Genomic DNA, 21529 nt, shown 5'->3' with positions numbered 1-21529 from the left:
GATTGGCACAACTGGTCAAGTGGTCGTGACCTTACCGTTGGGATCACCGGGGGAGTTGTCCCCATTTCGCCGGGCTGACCAATGGGTCAGTGGCCGGCGACGGTCAGGGCGGTGACCACTGGTAACGTGGCGTGAAGCCCCGGTACGGGCCGCTCGCGTCCCGCTACCGGCATCCGACGTCCTTTAACGACCCGTCCCGTGAGGCGGGGAAGGAGGTCCGCCGTGGCCTACCCACCGACTGCCCCGTCGTCGCCGCCGCGACAACCCTCGGTGAAGGTGATCCTCGCCAGCGCCGACGTCCAGCGCGTGGTCGACCGCATCGCCCACCAGATCCTGGAGAAGACCCAGGGGGCCGAGAACACGGTCCTGCTGGGCATCCCCACCCGGGGCGCCCCGCTCGCGAGGCGGCTCGCCGCCCGGATCAGCACCTTCGAGGACGTGACCGTCCCGGTCGGCGTGCTCGACATCACCCTCTACCGCGACGACCTGCGCCGGCACGCCACCCGCGCGGTCGGGCCGACCCAGGTGCCGCCCGGCGGCATCGACGGCAAGCGGGTCGTCCTCGTCGACGACGTGCTCTTCTCCGGCCGCACGGTGCGGGCCGCGCTCGACGCGCTCAACGACGTCGGGCGGCCGGCGTCGGTCCAGCTCGCCGTGCTGGTCGACCGCGGCCACCGCGAGCTGCCGATCCGCGCCGACTACGTCGGCAAGAACATCCCGACCTCGCTGGCGGAGAGCGTGAAGGTCACCCTCGCCGAGATCGACGGCGTCGACGAGGTCAAGCTGTACGGGGGGAACCGGTGAGCGCGAGGACTGCAGCGCAGCGGAGCCCCGCAGCCGCGAGCGAAAGGCAGGCCCCGGTGAGCGCGAGGAGTGCAGCGCAGCGGAGCCCCGTCGCGAACGAAAGGCGGCAGAGCCAGTGATCCGCCACCTGCTCTCGGGCGCCGACCTGGACGCCGCCACCGCCACCGAGATCCTGGACACGGCCGCCGAGATGGCCACCGTCGCCGGCCGGGAGGTCAAGAAGCTGCCCGCGCTGCGGGGACGCACCGTGGTGAACCTCTTCTACGAGGACTCCACCCGTACCCGGATCTCCTTCGAGGCTGCGGCGAAGCGGCTCAGCGCCGACGTGATCAACTTCTCGGCCAAGGGCTCCAGCGTGACCAAGGGCGAGAGCCTGAAGGACACCGCGCTGACCCTGCAGGCGATGGGGGCCGACGCCGTGGTCGTCCGGCATCCCGCCTCCGGCGCCCCGCACCGGCTCGCCGGCTGGGTCGACGGTTCGGTGGTCAACGCCGGCGACGGCACCCACGAGCATCCCACCCAGGCGCTGCTCGACGCGTACACGATGCGCTCCCGGCTGGGGCGGCTGGCCGGCCTGTCGGTCGCGGTGGTCGGGGACGTCCTGCACAGCCGGGTGGCCCGCTCCAACGTCCTGCTGCTGTCCACGCTCGGCGCCAAGGTGACCCTGGTCGGGCCGCCGACGCTGATCCCCGTGCACATCGCGCAGGCGCTCGCGCCCGGCACCGACGTCTCCTACGACCTCGACGCGGTGCTGCCGCAGTCGGACGTGGTGATGATGTTGCGGGTGCAGCGCGAGCGGATGAACGCCTCCTACTTCCCGTCCGCCCGCGAGTACGCCCGCCGCTACGGGCTGGACGGCCCGCGGATGCGTCGGCTGCCCGAGCACGCGATCGTCATGCACCCCGGACCGATGAACCGGGGGATGGAGATCACGCCCGAGGTCGCCGACTCGCCCCGCTCCACCATCGTCGAACAGGTCGCCAACGGGGTCTCCGTGCGGATGGCCGTCCTCTACCTGCTGCTCGGGGGGAACAACCGGTGAGCTCGTACCTGATCTCCAACGTCAGCGTCGTCGGCGCCGCGCCGACCGACGTGCTGATCCGCGACGGCGTCGTCGCGGCCGTCGGCGCCGGACTGGACGCGCCGGAGGCGACCGTCGTCGACGGCACCGGGCTGGTGGCCCTGCCCGGCCTGGTCGACCTGCACACCCACCTGCGCGAGCCCGGCCGGGAGGACGCCGAGACCGTCGAGTCCGGGTCCCGGGCGGCGGCGCTCGGCGGCTACACCGCGGTCTGCGCGATGGCCAACACCTCGCCGGTGGCCGACACCGCCGGCGTCGTCGAGCAGGTCTGGCGGCTGGGCCGGGAGGCCGGGCTGGTGGACGTGCAGCCGATCGGCGCGGTCACGGTCGGCCTGGCCGGTGAGCACCTCGCCGAGCTGGGCGCGATGGCGGACTCGGCGGCGCGGGTGCGGATCTTCTCCGACGACGGGCACTGCGTCGCCGACCCGAGGCTGATGCGCCGGGCGCTGGAGTACGTGAAGGCGTTCGACGGGATCATCGCCCAGCACGCCGAGGAGCCCCGGCTCACCGAGGGCGCGCAGATGCACGAGGGCGAGGTGTCGACCCGCCTCGGCCTGACCGGCTGGCCGGCGGTCGCCGAGGAGGCGATCATCGCCCGGGACGTGCTGCTCGCCGAGCACGTCGGCAGCCGCCTGCACGTGTGCCACGTCTCCACCGCCGGCAGCGTCGAGGTGCTGCGCCAGGCGAAGGCCCGGGGCGTCCGGGTCACGGCGGAGGTCACGCCGCACCACCTGCTGCTCACCGACGAGCGTGCCGAGACCTACGACCCGGTCTACAAGGTCAACCCGCCGCTGCGTACCGCGACCGACATCGCCGCGCTGCGGGCGGCTCTGGTCGACGGCGTGATCGACGTCGTCGCCACCGATCACGCCCCGCACGCGGTGGAGGACAAGGAGTGCGAGTGGGCGTACGCCCGGCCGGGCATGCTCGGCCTGGAGACGGCGCTGTCGATCGCCCTCGACGTGCTCGGCCCGCAGTGGGACCTGATCGCCGAGCGGATGTCGCGCACCCCGGCCCGGATCGCCGGGCTGGAGGGGCACGGCCTCGACCCGGCACCCGGCGTGCCGGCGAACCTGACCCTGGTCGACCCGGCCGCCCGGCGCACCATCGAGCTGGCGGAGCTGGCCAGCCGTAGCCGCAACACCCCGTACGCCCGCATGACGCTGCCAGGTCGCATCGTGGCGACCTTCCTGCGCGGCGAGGCGACGGTCCTGGACGGAAAGGCCCTCAAGTGATCCGAGCGAGGAGTGCAGCGGAGCGGAGCCCCGCAGTCCGGATCGAAGGAGACGCGGCATGACCCGCAGACGATCGGCGATCCTCGTCCTGGAGGACGGGCGGACGTTCCACGGCGAGGCGTACGGCAGCGTCGGGGAGACCTTCGGTGAGGCGGTCTTCAGCACCGGCATGACCGGCTACCAGGAGACGCTGACCGACCCGTCCTACCACCGTCAGGTGGTGGTGCAGACCGCCCCGCACATCGGCAACACCGGCGTCAACGACGAGGACGACGAGTCCGGCCGGATCTGGGTCGCGGGCTACGTGGTGCGCGACCCGGCCCGCATCGGCTCGAACTGGCGGGCCACCGGCGGGCTGGAGGAGCGGCTGGTTGCCGAGGGCGTGGTCGGCATCAGCGGCGTCGACACCCGGGCGCTGACCCGGCACCTGCGCGAGCGCGGCGCGATGCGCGTCGGCATCTCCAGCGTCGAGACCGACCCCCGGGCGCTGCTGGCCCGGGTGCGGCAGGCCCCGGAGATGGTCGGGGCGGACCTGTCCGCCGAGGTCACCACGGACAAGCCGTACGTGGTGACGGCCTCCGGCGAGCACCGGTTCACGGTCGCCGCGCTGGACCTGGGCATCAAGCGCAACGTCGCGCGCCGGCTCGCCGCCCGCGGGGTCACTACCCACGTGCTGCCGGCCGGCTCCACCATCGACGACCTGCTCGCCACCGGCGCCGACGCGGTCTTCCTCTCGCCCGGTCCGGGCGACCCGGCCACCGCCGACGGGCCGGTGGCCCTGGCGCGGGAGGTGCTGCGCCGGCGGGTGCCGCTGTTCGGGATCTGCTTCGGCAGCCAGATCCTCGGCCGGGCGCTGGGCTTCGGCACGTACAAGCTCGGCTACGGCCACCGCGGGATCAACCAGCCCGTGCTCGACCGGGTCACCGGCAAGGTCGAGGTGACCAGCCACAACCACGGCTTCGCCGTCGAGGTCCCCGGCGCGGGCCACGGCGCGGTCGTACCCGATGCGGTGATCGAGACCGAGTTCGGTGGCGTCCAGGTCAGTCACGTCTGCCTCAACGACAACGTGGTCGAGGGGCTGCGGGCCAGGGACGTGCCCGCCTTCACCGTCCAGTATCACCCGGAGGCGGCGGCCGGTCCGCACGACGCGGACTACCTCTTCGACCGCTTCGCCGAGCTCATCGAGGGCCGGACCCAGAGCGAGGGGCGCACAGATGCCTAAGCGGACCGATCTCAAGCACATCCTGGTGATCGGCTCCGGGCCGATCGTGATCGGGCAGGCCTGCGAGTTCGACTACTCCGGCACCCAGGCCTGCCGGGTGCTGCGCAGCGAGGGGATCCGGGTCAGCCTGGTCAACTCGAACCCGGCGACGATCATGACGGACCCGGAGTTCGCCGACGCCACGTACGTCGAGCCGATCACCCCCGAGTTCGTCGAGCTGGTGATCGCCAAGGAACGCCCCGACGCGATCCTGCCCACCCTCGGCGGGCAGACCGCCCTCAACACCGCCGTCGCCCTGCACGAGGCCGGCGTGCTGGACAAGTACGGCGTGGAGCTGATCGGCGCCAACATCGAGGCGATCAACCGCGGCGAGGACCGGCAGCTGTTCAAGGACATCGTCGCCAAGGCCGGCGTACGCCTGGGTCTCGACGACCCCACGGGCCTGGTGCCCCGCTCCCGGGTCTGCCACTCGATGGCGGAGGTCGAGGCGACCGTCGCCGAGCTGGGCCTGCCGGTGGTGATCCGGCCGTCGTTCACCATGGGCGGCCTCGGCTCCGGCATGGCGCACACCCCGGAGGACCTCGCCCGCATCGCCGGCGACGGGCTCGCCGCCAGCCCCGTGCACGAGGTGCTCATCGAGGAGAGCGTGCTCGGCTGGAAGGAGTACGAGCTCGAACTCATGCGCGACCGGCACGACAACGTCGTGGTGGTGTGCTCGATCGAGAACATCGACCCGATGGGCGTGCACACCGGCGACAGCGTCACGGTCGCCCCGGCCATGACGCTGACCGACCGCGAGTACCAGCAGCTGCGCGACCTGGGCATCGCGGTGCTGCGCGAGGTCGGGGTGGACACCGGCGGCTGCAACATCCAGTTCGCCGTCAACCCGGCCGACGGCCGGATCGTGGTCATCGAGATGAACCCCCGGGTGTCCCGGTCGTCGGCGCTGGCCTCCAAGGCGACCGGCTTCCCGATCGCGAAGATCGCCGCGAAGCTGGCCATCGGCTACACCCTCGACGAGATCCCCAACGACATCACCCGCAAGACCCCGGCGGCGTTCGAGCCGACCCTGGACTACGTGGTGGTGAAGATCCCCCGGTTCGCGTTCGAGAAGTTCCCGGGCGCCGACCCGGAGCTGACCACCACGATGAAGTCCGTCGGCGAGGCGATGAGCCTGGGCCGCAACTTCAGCGAGGCGCTGAACAAGGCGATGCGCTCGCTGGAGACCAAGGCGGGCGGCTTCTGGACGCTGCCGGACCCGGCCGGCGCGACGAGGGAGAACACCCTCGCCGCGCTGCGGGTGCCGCACGACGGCCGGCTCTACACCGTCGAGCGGGCGCTGCGCCTCGGCGCGTCGATCGCGGAGGTCACCGCCGCGTCCGGCGGGATCGACCCCTGGTTCCTGGACCAGATCGCCGCGCTGGTCGAGCTGCGCGCGGAGATCGTGGACGCCCCGGTGCTCGACGCGGAGCTGCTGCGCCGGGCGAAGCGGGCCGGCCTGTCGGACCGGCAGCTCGCCGCGCTGCGCCCGGAGCTGGCCGCCGAGGACGGCGTACGCACGCTGCGGCACCGCCTCGACGTCCGCCCCGTCTACAAGACGGTGGACACCTGCGCCGCCGAGTTCGAGGCGACCACGCCCTACCACTACTCGACGTACGACCAGGAGACGGAGGTCGTGCCGTCGGCCCGGCCGAAGGTGATGATCCTGGGTTCCGGGCCGAACCGGATCGGTCAGGGCATCGAGTTCGACTACTCCTGCGTGCACGCGGTTCAGGCGCTGCGCAGCGCGCCGATCGGCGGGGCGGCGGGCTCCGGCTACGAGACCGTGATGGTCAACTGCAACCCGGAGACCGTCTCCACCGACTACGACACCGCCGACCGGCTCTACTTCGAGCCGCTCACGTTCGAGGACGTGCTGGAGGTCTGGCACGCCGAGGACTCCTCCGGGCGGGCGGCCGGCGGGCCGGGCGTGGTCGGGGTGATCGTCCAGCTCGGCGGGCAGACGCCGCTGGGGCTGGCGCAGCGGCTGAAGGACGCCGGCGTGCCGGTCGTCGGCACCTCGCCGGAGTCGATCCACCTGGCCGAGGAGCGGGGCGCGTTCGGGGCGGTGCTGGCCCGGGCCGGGCTGCGCGCCCCGGCGCACGGCATGGCCACCTCGTACGACGAGGCGAAGGCGATCGCCGACGAGATCGGCTACCCGGTGCTGGTCCGGCCGTCGTACGTGCTGGGCGGGCGGGGCATGGAGATCGTCTACGACGACGCCACGCTGCGTGACTACATCGGGCGGGCCACCGAGATCTCCCCGGACCACCCGGTGCTGGTCGACCGCTTCCTCGACGACGCCATCGAGATCGACGTGGACGCCCTCTGCGACGCCGACGGGGAGGTCTACCTCGGCGGGGTGATGGAGCACATCGAGGAGGCCGGCATCCACTCCGGCGACTCGTCCTGCTCCCTGCCGCCGATCACGCTGGCGAGCTCGCACGTGGCCCAGGTGCGCCGCTACACCGAGGCGATCGCCCGCGGCGTCGGCGTGCGCGGCCTGCTCAACGTGCAGTACGCGCTGAAGGACGACATGCTCTACGTGCTGGAGGCGAACCCCCGCGCGTCCCGGACGGTGCCCTTCGTCTCCAAGGCGACGGCGGTCCCGCTGGCGAAGGCGGCGGCCCGCATCGCGCTGGGCGCCACCATCGCCGAGCTGCGCGCCGAGGGGCTGCTCCCGGCGACCGGGGACGGCGGCTCGCTGCCGGCCGGCGCCCCGATCGCGGTCAAGGAGGCGGTGCTGCCGTTCAAGCGGTTCCGCACCCGCACCGGCAAGGGCGTGGACTCGCTGCTCGGGCCGGAGATGAAGTCCACCGGCGAGGTGATGGGCATCGACATCGCCTTCGGGCACGCCTTCGCCAAGTCGCAGTCGGCCGCGTACGGCTCGCTGCCGACCGCCGGGAAGATCTTCGTCTCGGTCGCCAACCGGGACAAGCGCGGCATGATCTTCCCGATCAAGCGCCTGGCCGACCTGGGGTTCGAGATCGTCGCCACCACCGGCACCGCCGAGGTGCTGCGCCGGCACGGCATCGCCTGCGAGCAGATCCGCAAGCACTACGAGTCCGGCGGGGGCGAGGACGCCGTGTCGCTGATCCTCGGCGGCGACGTGGCGCTGGTGATCAACACTCCGCAGGGCTCGGGCGCGAGCGCCCGCTCGGACGGCTACGAGATCCGCAGCGCCGCCGTCACGGCGGACATCCCGTGCATCACCACGGTGCCGGGCGCGGCGGCGGCGGTGATGGGCATCGAGGCGCGGATCCGGGGCGACATGCAGGTCCGTCCGCTGCAGGAGCTGCACGCCGCCCTGCGGGCCGCCGAGTGACCGCCCCGGCGAGCGCGCGGTGATGTTCGAGCGGGTCGTCCGGCCGGGACTGTTCCGGATCGGGGGCGGGGACGCCGAGGCGGCGCACGAGTGGACGCTGCGGCGGCTGGCGCGGCTGTCCGGGCGGCCGGCGGCGTTGGCCGTGCTGCGGGCCCGCTACGCCGTCCGGGCGCCGCGCACCGTGTTCGGCGTCGAGTTCCCCAATCCGGTCGGGCTCGCGGCCGGCATGGACAAGGACGGCGTGGCGCTGCCGGCCTGGCCGGCGCTGGGCTTCGGCTTCGTCGAGGTCGGCACGGTCACCGCGCACGCGCAGCCGGGCAACCCCCGGCCCCGGCTGTTCCGGTTGCGCGACAGCGAGGCCGTGGTGAACCGGATGGGCTTCAACAACGCCGGCGCCGAGGCCCTCGCGGCCCGGCTCGCGGCGCTGCCCCGTCCGATCGGGGTGCCGCTGGGCATCTCGCTGGGCAAGTCGAAGGTGACCCCGCTCGACGGGGCGGTGGCGGACTACCTCGCCTCGTACCGGGCGTTGCGCGAGCACGGTGACTACTTCGCGGTCAACGTCTCCTCGCCGAACACCCCGGGCCTGCGCTCGCTGCAGGACCGGGCGCACCTGGACGCCATCCTGGCGGCGCTGGTGGGGGAGAAGCCGGTGCTGGTGAAGATCGCCCCGGACCTCACCGAGCCGGCGATCGCCGAGCTGCTGGAGGTCTGCCTGGCCCGGGGCGCCGCCGGGGTGATCGCCACCAACACCACGCTGGCCCGCGACGGTCTCGCCCCGGCGGACCGGGAGCGCGGCGCGCAGACGGGCGGCCTGTCGGGCCGGCCGCTCGCCGACCGGGCCCGCGAGGTGGTCGCGTTCGTGCACCGCGAGACCGGCGGCCGGCTGCCGGTGATCGGCGTCGGGGGCATCGTGGACCCGGACGCCGCGGCCCGGATGTCCGACGCCGGCGCCGCCCTGGTGCAGCTCTACACCGGCTTCATCTACCGGGGCCCGGCCCTGGTCCGCGCCGCCGTGCGCGCCACGGGGAGGCGCGGGTGACCCCCGAGGAGATCCTGGCGGCCGACCGGGCGCACGTCTGGCACCCGTACGCGGCCCTGCCGCCGGCCAGCGCGCCCCACGTGGTCGAGGGCGCCCAGGGCGTACGGCTGCGGCTGGCCGACGGCCGGGAGCTGGTCGACGGGATGTCGTCGTGGTGGGCGGCGATCCACGGCTACCGGCACCCGGCGCTCGACGCGGCGGTGACCGAGCAGCTCGGCCGGATGAGCCACGTGATGTTCGGCGGGCTCACCCACGCCCCGGCGGTCCGCCTGGCGGCCACCCTGGTCGAGCTGGCCCCGGACGGGCTGGAGCACGTCTTCCTGGCCGACTCCGGCTCGGTCGGCGTCGAGGTCGCGATCAAGATGTGCCTGCAGTACCAGCGGGCCACCGGCCGGCCGCAGCGCCGCCGGCTGGGCACCTGGCGGGGTGGCTACCACGGCGACACGTTCCACCCGATGAGCGTCTGCGACCCCGAGGGCGGCATGCACCACCTCTGGGGCGACGTGCTGCCCCGGCAGGTCTTCGCCCCCGTGCCGCCCGCCGGTTTCGACACCCCGCCCGACCCGGCCTACGAGGCGGCCCTGGTCGAGGCGGTCGAGCGGCACGCCCAGGAGCTGGCCGCGGTCGTCGTGGAGCCGGTGGTCCAGGGCGCCGGCGGGATGCGCTTCCACCACCCGCACTACCTGCGGGTGCTGCGCGAGGTGACCCGGGCCCACGGGGTGCTGCTGATCTTCGACGAGATCGCCACCGGCTTCGGCCGCACGGGCGCCATGTTCGCCGCCGAGCACGCCGGGGTGGCGCCCGACGTGATGTGCGTGGGCAAGGCGCTCACCGGCGGCTACCTGACGTTGGCCGCCACGCTCTGCACGGCGCAGGTCGCCCGGGGCATCTCCGCCGGCGGGGTGCTGGCGCACGGCCCGACGTTCATGGGCAATCCGTTGGCGTGCGCGGTCGCCAACGCCTCCCTCGGCCTGCTGCGGGCCGGGGACTGGGCGGGGCAGGTGGCGAGGGTGCAGGCGGGCCTGCGGGCCGGCCTGGAGCCGTTGCGCGACGCGCCGGGGGTGACCGACGTGCGGGTGCTCGGCGCGATCGGCGTGGTCCAGCTGGACCACGAGGTGGACCTGCCCGCCGCGACCGCCGCCGCCGTGGCCGAGGGGGTCTGGCTGCGGCCGTTCCGCGACCTGGTCTACACCATGCCGCCGTACGTCACCGACGACGCCGACGTGGCCCGGATCGCCGCGGGGGTCGCCGCCGCGGTGCGGGCCGGCTGAGCGGTCGGTCACGCTCCGGCGGGAGTACGCGGGCGGCGCGCGCCGCCCGCGCGGGAGCGTTCCCGGGCGGTGGCCGCCCCGGGGCGCCGAGGAGAGGGAGAGAACCGGATGGAGAGCTTCGGCGCCCGACTGCACCGGGCGGTGACCGAGCGCGGACCGCTCTGCGTCGGCATCGACCCGCACCCGGGCCTGCTGGCCCGCTGGGGGCTCGACGACGACGTGCGGGGGCTTGACCGGTTCGCCCGGACGGTCGCGGAAGCCCTCGGTGACCGGGTCGCGGTGATCAAGCCGCAGTCGGCCTTTTTCGAGCGGTTCGGCTCGAAAGGTGTGGCGATTCTTGAGTCAACTATCCGACAGTTACGCGAAGCCGGCTCGCTCGTTCTACTGGACGTCAAGCGCGGCGACATCGGCTCGACCGTCGCCGCGTACGCCTCGGCGTACCTCGACCCATCCAGCCCGGTCCATGTGGACGCGGTGACCGCGAGCCCGTACCTCGGTGTCGGCGCGCTGGCGCCGATGTTCGAACTGGCCGCCGAGCACGGTGGCGGGGTCTTCGTGCTGGCCCTCACCTCCAACCCCGAGGGCGCCGCCGTGCAGCGCGCCCGCACCGCCGACGGACGCACCGTCGCGCAGGCCGTCATCGACGAGATTTCCCAGCTCAACGCCGGTGCGCAGCCGCTCGGCAGCGTCGGGCTGGTGGTCGGCGCCACGATCGGCGACACCGGCCACGACCTCTCCGCCGTGAACGGTCCGCTGCTCGCCCCGGGGCTCGGCGCGCAGGGCGCCACCGCGGCGGATCTGCGCGTCGTCTTCGGCTCCGCCCTGCCCGCCGTGCTGCCCTCGTACTCGCGCGAGGTGCTGGGCGCGGGTCCTGATCCGGACGCCCTGCGGGCCGCCGCCGACCGTGCCCTGACCGACTGCCGGGCCGCCCTCGCCGCTGGTGACTGACTGACGGCTCGGTCACCTTTGTAAAGATCATCGCGCGCCCACGTTGCCGAATGCGCCGTCTACCGCTAGTTTTCCCGGCGCTGGGAACCACGGACCCCTTGGTTCACAGCGACACCACGTTTCACAGATGCGGCGGTGCGTCCCGCCCGTCGCGATAGGGACCTGAGGAGAACTGGTGCCGCTCCCGTCACTGACCCCGGAACAGCGCGCTGCCGCGCTGGAGAAGGCCGCGGAGATCCGCAAGGCCCGTGCTGAGCTGAAGGAGCAGCTCAAGCAGGGCAAGACCACCCTCGGAGCCGTCCTCGAGCGTGCCGAGTCCGACGACGTCGTCGGCAAGCTCAAGGTCTCCGCCGTGCTGCAGGCGATGCCGGGTATCGGCAAGATCCGGGCCACCCAGATCATGGAGAAGCTCAAGATCGCCGACAGCCGTCGCCTGCGTGGCCTCGGCGAGCAGCAGCGCAAGGCACTGCTTGGAGAGTTCGCCGCCAACTGAGCCTGGCTGCGTGTAGAAACAAGCAGTGAGCACGGATGACGAGGCGCGCCCGGCGGCTCGGCTCACTGTCCTGACGGGGCCTTCGGGCTCCGGCACGGAGAGTGTCGTCGAGCGCGTCCGGGCGCGTTCTCCATCCGTCTGGATCCCGGTGCCGGCCACCACGCGCCCGCGCCGGGAGCGCGAGCTGGACGGCGTCGACCGGCTCTTCCTGGCCCCCGCCGAGTTCGACCGGATGGTCGCCGCCGGGGAGCTGCTGGAGTGGAGCAAGGCCGGCCCCCACCGGCGGGGCACCCCCCTCGCGCCGCTGCGGTCCCGGCTCGCCGCCGGCCAGCCGGTGCTGATCGGCCTCGACCTCGCCGGCGCGCTGCGGGTCTCCGCGGTGCTGCCCGACGCCCGGCTGGTGCTGCTGCACCCGCCGGGGACCGTCCCCCGGCAGGTCACGCTGGCCGCCTTCGAACACACCCTCGCGCACGACCTGACCGGGCGGGTCGTCGACGAGCTGGTAGGCTTGTCCGGTTCTTCTTTCCTGGCTTCGGCGCCGCCGCACATGCGCGGTTGAGCGCCAGCACCGCCACGCGTGGTGCGATAGACGCAGAGGTTAATTCGTGGGATCCATCGCAAACCCCGAAGGCATCACCAACCCGCCGATCGACGAGCTTCTCGAGAAGACGACCTCGAAGTACGCGCTGGTGATCTTCGCCGCCAAGCGTGCACGCCAGGTCAACGCCTACTACAGCCAGCTCGGTGAGGGCCTGCTGGAATACGTGGGCCCCCTGGTCGAGACCACCCCGCAGGAGAAGCCGCTCTCCATCGCCATGCGCGAGATCAACGCGGGCCTGCTCACCGCCGAGCCGACCGACCAGCCGTAATCCGCCGCGCGTCGATGTCCCCCCGGATCGTCCTCGGGGTAGGCGGCGGCATCGCCGCCTACAAGGCGTGTGAGCTGCTGCGACTCCTCACCGAGTCGGGCCACCAGGTCCGGGTCGTGCCGACCGCGTCGGCGTTGCGCTTCGTCGGGGCCCCGACCTGGGCCGCGCTCTCCGGCCAGCCCGTCGCCGACGACGTCTGGTCGGACGTGCACGAGGTGCCGCACGTCCGGCTCGGTCAGCAGGCCGACCTGGTGGTGGTCGCTCCGGCCACCGCCGACCTGCTGGCCAAGGCCGCCCACGGCCTCGCCGACGACCTGCTCACCAACACGCTGCTGACCGCCCGCTGCCCGGTCGTGCTGGCCCCGGCCATGCACACCGAGATGTGGGAGCACCCGGCCACCGTCGCCAACGTCGCGACGCTGCGCTCCCGGGGCGTGCGCGTCGTCGAGCCCGCCGTCGGCCGGCTCACCGGCGCCGACACCGGCAAGGGCCGGCTGCCCGATCCGGCGGAGATCTTCGCGGTCGCCCGCCGGGCCCTGGCGAGGGGCGTCGCGGCCCCCGCCGACCTCGCCGGACGGCACGTGGTGGTGACCGCCGGCGGCACCCGCGAGCCGCTCGACCCCGTCCGCTTCCTCGGCAATCGCTCGTCGGGCAAGCAGGGCTACGCCTTCGCCCGCTGCGCGGTGGCCCGCGGCGCCCGCGTCACCCTGATCTCGGCCAACGTCTCGCTGCCCGATCCGGCAGGCGTCGACGTGGTCCGGGTCGGCACCACGGGCGAGCTGCGCGACGCCACACTGACGGCGGCGGACGAGGCCGACGCGGTGGTGATGGCGGCGGCTCCGGCCGATTTCCGTCCCGCGACCTACGCGCCTGGCAAAATCAAGAAGTCGGACGACGGCAGCGCGCCCACCATCGAGCTCGTCACCAACCCGGACATCGCGGCCGAGCTGGGCCGGCGCCGTCGCCCGGAGCAGGTGTTGGTGGTGTTCGCCGCGGAGACGGGCGACGCCGAGGCCAACGGCCGGGCCAAGCTCGCCCGCAAGCGGGCGGACCTCATCGTGATCAACGAGGTCGGGCCCGACAAGGTCTTCGGCGCCGACACCAACGCCGCGACGGTCATCGGCGCGGACGGCTCGGTCAGCCGGATGCCCGAGCGGTCCAAGGAGGATCTCGCCGACGACGTCTGGGACCTCGTGGTGGCCCGGTTGCCAGGCCGTTCCTGACGGCTGGAACCGGGCACGACCGGAGGGCCGGGCCCTGCCGTGGATGACTACACTGCCGCGGAACGACTTCCACAATTTAGGAGTGCCGTGACACGCCGCCTCTTCACTTCCGAATCGGTCACGGAAGGCCACCCGGACAAGATCGCTGACCAGATCAGCGACGGTATCCTCGACGCCCTGCTCGCCGAGGACCCGCGCAGCCGCGTCGCCGTGGAGACCCTGATCACCACCGGCCAGGTGCACATCGCGGGCGAGGTGACCACCAAGGCGTACGCCGACATCCCGACCATCGTCCGCCGGACCATCCTCGGCATCGGCTACGACTCCTCGAAGAAGGGCTTCGACGGCGCCTCCTGCGGCGTCAGCGTCTCCATCGGCGCCCAGTCGGAGGACATCGCGCAGGGCGTCGACAACGCCTTCGAGCTGCGTACCGGGGCGTCGGAGAGCGCGCTGGACGCGCAGGGCGCCGGCGACCAGGGCATGATGTTCGGCTTCGCCTGCTCCGAGACGCCGGAGCTGATGCCGCTGCCGATCGCCCTGGCCCACCGGCTGGCCCGGCGGCTCTCCCAGGTCCGCAAGGACGGCACGATCCCGTACCTGCGCCCCGACGGCAAGACCCAGGTCACCATCGAGTACGAGGGCCTGCGCCCCGTCCGGCTCAACACGGTGGTCGTCTCCAGCCAGCACGCCGCGGACATCTCGCTGGACTCGCTGCTCACCCCCGACGTGCGCGAGCACGTCATCGCCCCCGAGCTGGAGAGCCTCGGTCTCGACACCGAGGGCTACCGGCTGCTGGTCAACCCGACCGGCCGCTTCGAGATCGGCGGGCCGATGGGCGACGCCGGCCTGACCGGTCGCAAGATCATCGTCGACACCTACGGCGGCTACGCCCGCCACGGCGGCGGCGCGTTCTCGGGCAAGGACCCGTCGAAGGTGGACCGCTCGGCGGCGTACGCGACGCGTTGGGTGGCCAAGAACGTGGTCGCCGCCGGCCTGGCCGAGCGGTGCGAGGTCCAGGTCGCGTACGCGATCGGCAAGGCCCACCCAGTCAGCCTCTTCGTCGAGACGTTCGGCACCGAGACCGTGCCGGTGGCCTCGATCGAGAAGGCCGTCTCCGAGGTCTTCGACCTGCGCCCGGCCGCCATCATCCGGGACCTCAACCTGCTCCGCCCGATCTACCAGCAGACCGCCGCCTACGGCCACTTCGGCCGGGAGCTGCCGGACCTGACCTGGGAGAGCACCGACCGGGCCGCCGACCTCAAGTCGGCCGCGGGAGCCTGACCGGCACCAGGCGCAGCGACCGGCGACCCGCGGACGGGTCGCCGGTCGCTCGTGTCTGCGTCGACGTCCCCCTGGCCCACCTGGACCGTCCCTTCGACTACCTCGTGCCGGCCGAGCTGGACGCCGCCGCCGTCCCCGGCGTACGCGTGAAGGTCCGCTTCGCGGGGCAGCTCGTCGACGGCTGGCTACTCGAGCGGGCCGACGACTCGGGGCACACCGGTCGGCTGGCGTACCTGGAGAAGGTCGTCTCGCCCGAGCCGGTGCTCGCGCCGGAGATCTCCCGGCTGGCCCGGGCGGTCGCGGACCGCTACGCCGGCAGCCTCGCCGACGTGCTCCGCCTCGCCGTCCCGCCCCGGCACGCCCGGGTGGAGAAGGACGTCGCCGCCCGCGCCGCCGCCTCCGACGGCGATCCCGCCGCCTCCGACGGCGATCCCGCCGCACCGGCCGGGCCGGGGCCCGACGCCTGGCGGGACTACCCGGCCGGGCCGGCCCTGCTCCGGGCGCTCACCGACGGACGGGGCCCCCGGGCGGTCTTCTCGGCGCTGCCGGGGGAGGACTGGCCCGCGCGCTACGCCGAGGCCGTCGCCGCCACGGTGGCCGGCGGCCGGGGCGCGGTGGTGGTCGTCGCCGACAACCGCGACCTGGAGCGTCTCGACGCCGCCCTGCACCACGCCCTGGGCGCGGGGCGGCACGTCTGCCTCTCCGCCGCCCTCGGCCCCGCCCGGCGCTACCGGGCCTTCCTCGCCGCCCGCCGTGGCGACGTGGCGGTGGTGGTCGGCACGAGGGCCGCGATGTTCGCCCCGGTCGCCCGCCTCGGGCTGGTGGCGATCTGGGACGACGGCGACGACCTGCACGCCGAGCCCCGCGCCCCCTACCCGCACGCCCGTGAGGTGCTGCTCACCCGCGCCCAGCTCGACGAGGCCGCGGTCATCGTGGGTGGGTACACCCGCACCGCCGAGGCGCAGTTGCTGGTCGAGACCGGGTGGGCCCGCGAGGTCGTGGCCGACCGCGCGACCGTGCGGGCGCGGATGCCGGCGATCGCGCCCACCGGCGACGATCCGCAGCTGGCCCGTGACCCCGGGGCGGCCACGGCCCGCCTGCCCAGCCTGGCCTGGACCACCGCCCGGGAGGCGCTACGGGCCGACCTGCCGGTGCTGGTCCAGGTGCCCCGCCGCGGCTACCTGCCCTCGGTGGCCTGCGCCGAGTGCCGCACCCCGGCCCGGTGCCCGCACTGCGCCGGGCCGCTCGCGCTGCCGTCGGCCGAGGGCATCCCCGCCTGCCGCTGGTGCGGGCGGGTCGCCGCCGCGTACGCCTGCCCGGAGTGCGGCGGGCGGCGGCTGCGCGCCTCCGTCACCGGCGCCCGGCGCACCGCCGAGGAGCTGGGCCGGGCCTTCCCGGGCGTGCCGGTGCGCACGTCCGGGCGGGAGGAGGTGCTGGCCACGGTCGCGGGCGGCGCCGGCCTGGTCATCGCGACCCCCGGCGCCGAGCCGGTCGCCGAGGGCGGCTTCGGGGCGGTGCTGCTGCTCGACTCGTGGGCCCTGCTCACCCGGGCCGACCTGCGGGCGGGGGAGGAGGCGCTGCGCCGCTGGCTGGCGGCCGCCGCCCTGGCCCGCCCCGCCGCCGCCGGCGGCCGGGTGGTGGTGGTCGCCGACGGGGCACTCGCCCCCGTGCAGGCGCTGCTGCGCTGGGACGCCGGCTGGTTCGCCGCCCGCGAGCTGGCCGAGCGGCGGGAGCTGGGCTTCCCGCCGGCGGTGCGGATGGCCAGCGTGACCGGGGTGCCGGCCGCGGTCGCCGACCTGCTGGCCGAGGCCCGGCTGCCGGCGGAGGCCGAGCTGCTCGGGCCGGTTCCGGCCGACGGGGAACGGGAACGGATGCTGGTGCGGGTGCCACGGGCCCGGGCCGCCGCGCTGGCCGACGCGCTGCACTCGGCGGCCGGGGTGCGCACCGCCCGCAAGGCCGCCGATCCCGTCCGTCTCCAGGTCGATCCGCTCGCCCTCTTCTGACCGCCGTGACCGCCGTCGCGGCGGCCGCCGCACCGCCGGACCTGGCCCGCCGTCGCACGCCGTGTCCGGCGGCGCGCCCACACGCGGGTGGTAGCATCGCCCGTCATGCCCGGGCGAACGACGGCTCCAGGTCGCGGCGCGGCGCCAGACGCGTCGAGCTGGAGTTGCCGCAGGATCGCGCGACGATGGCGGGAGCGCGTCGGTTCGGCGCGATGTCGATGATGTCAAACAGCCGGTGATCAGGGGTGGACCAGTCGTGACCATTCGTCAGTCGATCGTCTTCAACGGTGACCTCGGCAGCGGCAAGAGCACCGTCTCCGTGGAGATCGCCGAGCGGCTCGGTCTGCGCCGGGTCAGCGTCGGTGACCTCTACCGGCAGATGGCGCAGGAGCGGCAGATGACCGCGCTCCAGCTCAACCTGCACGCGGAGCTGGACCAGGCCGTCGACGGCTACGTCGACCAGCTCCAGCGCGACATCGCGGCCTCGGGCGAGAGCCTGGTCATGGACTCCCGGCTGGCCTGGCACTTCTTCACCGACGCGCTCAAGGTCCACATGATCACCGAGCCGGGCGAGGCGGCCCGGCGGGTGCTGGCCCGCCCCTCCGGCCCCGCCGAGAGCTACGCCTCGATGGAGGAGGCCAAGGCCAAGCTGCGCGAGCGCAGCGAGAGCGAGCGGGGCCGGTTCATCGTCCGCTACGGGGTGGACAAGGCCCGGCTGCGCAACTACGACCTGGTCTGCGACACCACCCGCGCCCCGGCCGCCGAGGTCATCGAGCGCATCATCGACGCGTACGAGGGGCGGCTGTGCGCGGACGTGCTGCGCGACGCGCCGCCGCTGCTGCTGCTCGACCCGGCCCGCGTCTACCCGACCGAGGACATCGCCCACCTGCGCGACCTGTGGGACTCGGAGTTCGTCGCCGAGGTGGCCGCCGGCGGCGACGAGGCGCTCGAGCCGCTGCGGATCGGCTACACCGGTGAGTACTTCTTCGTCGTCGACGGGCACCGCCGCCTCAGCGCCGCCCTGCAGAGCGGCTTCCGCCTGGTGCCGGCCCGGCTCGTCGCCGAGGTGGACGAGCCGGTGGTGGGCGGGATGAGCGCGGTGGACTACTTCGCCGCCCAGGCGCGGCCCGGCCTGATCCACGACTGGGAGGCCGCGCACTCCATCGAGCTGCCGCTGCCCGAGCACGCCCTGCTCGGCGGCGACGCGGTCCTGGCCGGGGAGCCGGGCGCCGGCCTCTGAGCCGCCGCCCGCGCCGCACCGCCCGCACCGCGTCGACTGCCCGGGCTGGCCCTGGCCGCCGCGCCCCGGCACCGGGCCCGGTTGGTCCTGCGCGGCGACGAGAGCCTCCCGGTGACCATCGACACCCCACCACCCGCGCCGCGTCCCGGTACGCCGGCCGGGGCGGCCGACGGCACTCCGTAGACTGGTACGGCACCAGTCCGACCGCCGAAGGAGCCATGCCGAGTGACCGTCCAGCCCATCCGTCTGTTCGGGGATCCGGTGCTGCGCACGCCGGCCGATCCGGTGGTCGACTTCGACGTCGAGCTGCGCAAGCTCATCGCCGACCTGACCGACACGATGCGTGAGCAGAACGGCGCCGGCCTCGCCGCGCCGCAGCTCGGTGTGGGCCTGCGGGTGTTCACCTTCGACGTCGACGACGTGGTCGGCCACCTGGTCAACCCGGTGCTGGAGTTCCCGGACGCCGAGGAGCAGGACGGCCCCGAGGGGTGCCTGTCCATCCCCGGGCTCTACTTCGACACCAAGCGTCGGCAGAACGTGATCGCCAAGGGCTTCAACGGCTACGGCGACCCGATGCAGATCGTCGGCACCGGCCTGATGGCGCGCTGCGTGCAGCACGAGACCGACCACCTCGACGGGGTGCTCTTCGTGGACCGGCTGGACCCGGCCGGGCGCAAGGAGGCGATGAAGGCGATCCGCCAGGCGGAGTGGTACGACGCGGCGGCCCCGCCGACGGTCAAGCTCAACCCGCACGCCGCCGGCAGCCCCTTCGGTCTGGGTCGGTGAGCCCGTGCGCGTGATCTTCGCCGGCACGCCGGCAGTCGCCGTTCCCGCCCTGGCCGCCGTGGCCGCCTCCCGTCATGAGCTCCTCGCCGTGCTCACCCGGCCGGACGCCCCCGCGGGGCGCGGTCGCGGGCTGGCCCGCTCCCCGGTGGGGGCGTGGGCCGACGAGCACGGCATCGAGGTGCTCACCCCCGCCCGGCCGCGTGAGCCGGAGTTCCAGGACCGGCTGCGCGAGCTGGCCCCCGACTGCGTGCCCGTGGTCGCCTACGGCGCGCTGGTGCCGCCGGCGGCCCTGGAGATCCCCCGCCGCGGGTGGATCAACCTGCACTTCTCGCTGCTGCCCGCCTGGCGCGGGGCGGCGCCCGTGCAGCACGCCGTGCTGCACGGCGACGAGCTGACCGGGGCGAGCGTCTTCCAGCTGGAGGAAGGGCTGGACACCGGCCCGGTCTACGGCACGCTGACCGACGAGATCCGTCCCGCCGACACGTCCGGCGACCTGCTGGAGCGGCTGGCCCACTCCGGCGCCGGCCTGCTGGTGGCCGTCCTCGACGCGATCGACGACGGCACCGCCCGCGCGGAGCCGCAGCCCGCCGACGGGGTGTCGCTGGCGCCGAAGCTCACCGTGGAGGACGCCCGGGTGCGTTGGACCGATCCCGCCTTCGCCGTGGACCGGCGGATCCGGGCCTGCACCCCGGCGCCCGGCCCCTGGACGACGTCGCGTGGCGAGCGCGTCAAGCTGGGCCCGGTGGTCCCGGTGCCCGACGGCCCGGAGTTGAAGCCGGGTGAACTGCTGGTGGAGAAGTCCCGGGTGCTGGTCGGCACGGCCACCACGCCGGTGCGGCTCGGCGAGGTCCGGGCGGCGGGCAAGCGGGCGATGCCGGCGACCGACTGGGCGCGGGGCGCCCGGGTCGCCGCGGGGGAGGAACTCGCGTGACCGGCCCTTCGGAACGACCCTCGGGCGAGCGCTTCTCCGCCGCACGAGACGGCGAGCGCTCCGACAGTGAGCGACGCGGCGAGCGCTTTGACGGCGAGCCACGCGGCGAGCGCTCCGGCGGCGAGCGCTCCGGCGGTGAACGGTTCGGCGGTGAACGGTTCGGCGGTCGCGGTGAGCGCCCCTCGGGCGGCCAGCGCGGCGAGCGGCCGGCGCGGGGCGGCCAGTGGGGCGCCCGGGCCGGTGGTGACCGGCGCGACGGCGTCCGGCGTCCGCCCCGTCCGGCGGTGGACCTGCCCCGCCAGGTGGCCTACGAGGCGGTCGCGGCGGTGCACCGCGACGACGCGTACGCCAACCTGGTGCTCCCGTCCCTGCTGCGCGACGCGGGGCTGTTCGGCCGGGACGCCGCCTTCGCCACCGAGCTGACCTACGGCACGCTGCGCCACCTCGGCACCCTCGACGCGATCCTCGGTGACGCCGCCGGACGGGACGTGCAGCGCATCGACCCGCCGGTGCGCGACGCGTTGCGGCTCGGGGCGTACCAACTCCTGCACACCCGGGTGCCGGCGCACGCCGCGGTCTCCTCGACCGTCGACCTGGTCCGGTCGGTGGGCCCCGGCGCGACGGGCTTCGCCAACGCGGTGCTGCGCGAGGTCGCCGGCCGCGACGCCGACGCCTGGGTGGCCAAGCTGGCCCCGTCGGCCGAGAGCGACCCGATCGGGCACCTGGCCCTGGCGTACAGCCATCCGCAGTGGATCGTGCGGTCCTTCGCCGAGGCGCTCGGCGGCGACCTCGGCGAGACGACGCGGCTGCTCATCGAGGACAACGAGCGCCCACCGGTGCACCTGTGCGCCCGGCCGGGACTGGCCGACGCGGCGGAGCTGGCCGACGATGTCGGCGGCGCGCCGGGGGCCTTCTCCCCGTACGCGGTCTATCTCTCCGGCGGGGCGCCCGGCGACCTGCCGGCGCTCGCCCAGGGGCGCGCCCACGTGCAGGACGAGGGCTCCCAGCTCGTGGCGAACGCCCTGGCGGTGGCTCCGCTCGACGGCCCGGACGGGCGTTGGCTGGACCTGTGTGCCGGTCCGGGCGGCAAGTCCGGCCTGCTCGGCGCCTTGGCCGCCCAGCGGGACGCGCGGCTGACCGCGGTCGAGGTCTCCGAGCACCGGGCCCGGCTGGTCGAACAGGCCACCCGTGGCCTGCCGGTGACCGTGCTGCACGCCGACGGGCGGACCGTGGGCGCGGAACCGAAGCTGCCGGAGGCGCACTTCGACCGGGTGCTCGTCGACGCGCCCTGCACGGGGCTGGGGTCGCTGCGGCGCCGGCCGGAGTCCCGCTGGCGACGTCAGCCCTCGGACCTGCCGCCGCTGACCCGGTTGCAGCGCGAGCTGCTGGCCGCGGCGCTGCGTGCCGCCCGGCCGGGCGGGCTGGTCGCCTACGTGACGTGCTCCCCGCACACCGTGGAGACGCACGTGACGGTGACCGAGGCGGCCCGCCGCTCGGGGGTGCCGGTCGACTTCGTCGACGCCCGGCCGCTGATGCCGGCGGGGATGCCCGGCCTCGGCGACGGGCCGACGGTGCAGCTCTGGCCGCACCGGCACGGCACCGACGCGATGTTCCTCGCGATGCTCCGCCGCACCTGAGCGGGCGGCACCGGGTCGTCCCGGCCCAGCCCGTCCGCGGGTCGCCCCCGCCCGGGGCGGCCCCGGGCGGTACGCGCTCCGGCGGCCCCGGGCCGGGCGGCC

The 21529-nt window shown here is 74.3% G+C and carries 18 protein-coding genes; all 18 read left to right on the top strand.

The features are described 5' to 3' along the window. The first annotated feature begins 222 nt into the window (after nt 1–222). A complete protein-coding gene (gene pyrR, locus V6U77_RS13425; RefSeq protein ID WP_334606631.1) occupies nt 223–804 on the top strand; it encodes a bifunctional pyr operon transcriptional regulator/uracil phosphoribosyltransferase PyrR in 582 nt (193 codons plus the stop codon). 115 nt (nt 805–919) lie between these two features. Then, nucleotides 920–1846 (top strand): aspartate carbamoyltransferase catalytic subunit, encoded by a 927-nt coding sequence (locus V6U77_RS13420; protein ID WP_334606630.1) that lies wholly within the window; start codon nt 920–922, stop codon nt 1844–1846. Beyond that, nucleotides 1843–3120, top strand: a complete 1278-nt coding sequence (locus tag V6U77_RS13415) for a dihydroorotase (RefSeq protein ID WP_334606629.1) — start codon at nt 1843–1845, stop codon at nt 3118–3120. Before V6U77_RS13420 ends, V6U77_RS13415 begins: the two co-directional genes overlap by 4 nt. Nucleotides 3121–3178: 58 nt before the next feature. Beyond that, nucleotides 3179–4342 (top strand): glutamine-hydrolyzing carbamoyl-phosphate synthase small subunit, encoded by a 1164-nt coding sequence (gene carA / locus V6U77_RS13410; RefSeq protein ID WP_334606625.1) that lies wholly within the window; start codon nt 3179–3181, stop codon nt 4340–4342. Next, a complete protein-coding gene (gene carB, locus V6U77_RS13405; RefSeq protein WP_334606623.1) occupies nt 4335–7706 on the top strand; it encodes a carbamoyl-phosphate synthase large subunit in 3372 nt (1123 codons plus the stop codon). The genes carA and carB overlap by 8 nt, the downstream gene beginning before the upstream one ends. A gap of 19 nt (nt 7707–7725) precedes the next feature. Beyond that, entirely contained in the window at nt 7726–8745 is a 1020-nt protein-coding gene (locus V6U77_RS13400; RefSeq protein ID WP_334606621.1) for a quinone-dependent dihydroorotate dehydrogenase, read from the top strand. Then, complete coding sequence (locus tag V6U77_RS13395) at nt 8742–10016, top strand: adenosylmethionine--8-amino-7-oxononanoate transaminase (protein WP_334606619.1); 1275 nt, start codon at nt 8742–8744, stop codon at nt 10014–10016. Before V6U77_RS13400 ends, V6U77_RS13395 begins: the two co-directional genes overlap by 4 nt. 108 nt (nt 10017–10124) lie before the next feature. Continuing rightward, entirely contained in the window at nt 10125–10964 is an 840-nt protein-coding gene (pyrF, locus tag V6U77_RS13390) for an orotidine-5'-phosphate decarboxylase (RefSeq protein WP_334606617.1), read from the top strand. A 175-nt stretch (nt 10965–11139) separates the two neighbouring features. Further along, on the top strand, nt 11140–11457 hold the full coding sequence (gene mihF, locus V6U77_RS13385; protein ID WP_007458370.1) for an integration host factor, actinobacterial type: 318 nt from the start codon (nt 11140–11142) through the stop codon (nt 11455–11457). Between the two features lie 25 nt (nt 11458–11482). Then, a complete protein-coding gene (locus V6U77_RS13380) occupies nt 11483–12016 on the top strand; it encodes a guanylate kinase (RefSeq protein ID WP_334606615.1) in 534 nt (177 codons plus the stop codon). A 46-nt stretch (nt 12017–12062) separates the two neighbouring features. Further along, nucleotides 12063–12326, top strand: a complete 264-nt coding sequence (gene rpoZ, locus V6U77_RS13375) for a DNA-directed RNA polymerase subunit omega (protein ID WP_007075826.1) — start codon at nt 12063–12065, stop codon at nt 12324–12326. A 14-nt stretch (nt 12327–12340) separates the two neighbouring features. After that, nucleotides 12341–13549, top strand: a complete 1209-nt coding sequence (gene coaBC / locus V6U77_RS13370; RefSeq protein ID WP_334606613.1) for a bifunctional phosphopantothenoylcysteine decarboxylase/phosphopantothenate--cysteine ligase CoaBC — start codon at nt 12341–12343, stop codon at nt 13547–13549. A gap of 87 nt (nt 13550–13636) precedes the next feature. Continuing rightward, on the top strand, nt 13637–14830 hold the full coding sequence (gene metK, locus V6U77_RS13365; protein ID WP_334606612.1) for a methionine adenosyltransferase: 1194 nt from the start codon (nt 13637–13639) through the stop codon (nt 14828–14830). Then, complete coding sequence (locus V6U77_RS13360) at nt 14827–16833, top strand: primosomal protein N' (RefSeq protein ID WP_334606655.1); 2007 nt, start codon at nt 14827–14829, stop codon at nt 16831–16833. The genes metK and V6U77_RS13360 overlap by 4 nt, the downstream gene beginning before the upstream one ends. Before the next feature lie 256 nt (nt 16834–17089). Further along, the gene (locus tag V6U77_RS13355; protein WP_334606611.1) at nt 17090–18073 is read left to right on the top strand and encodes an AAA family ATPase; all 984 of its coding nucleotides are present in this window, start codon (nt 17090–17092) and stop codon (nt 18071–18073) included. A gap of 225 nt (nt 18074–18298) precedes the next feature. Beyond that, nucleotides 18299–18859: a peptide deformylase gene (gene def / locus V6U77_RS13345; protein ID WP_334606610.1), complete on the top strand. Its 561-nt coding sequence runs from the start codon at nt 18299–18301 to the stop codon at nt 18857–18859. A gap of 4 nt (nt 18860–18863) precedes the next feature. After that, nucleotides 18864–19790: a methionyl-tRNA formyltransferase gene (fmt, locus tag V6U77_RS13340; protein ID WP_334606609.1), complete on the top strand. Its 927-nt coding sequence runs from the start codon at nt 18864–18866 to the stop codon at nt 19788–19790. Then, entirely contained in the window at nt 19787–21427 is a 1641-nt protein-coding gene (locus tag V6U77_RS13335) for an RsmB/NOP family class I SAM-dependent RNA methyltransferase (protein WP_334606608.1), read from the top strand. The genes fmt and V6U77_RS13335 overlap by 4 nt, the downstream gene beginning before the upstream one ends. Nucleotides 21428–21529 lie beyond the last annotated feature (102 nt).

The organism is Micromonospora sp. CPCC 205546 (genome assembly GCF_036902715.1).
Classification (GTDB): Bacteria; Actinomycetota; Actinomycetes; order Mycobacteriales; family Micromonosporaceae; genus Micromonospora.
This window is presented reverse-complemented; position numbering and strand designations above follow the sequence as displayed.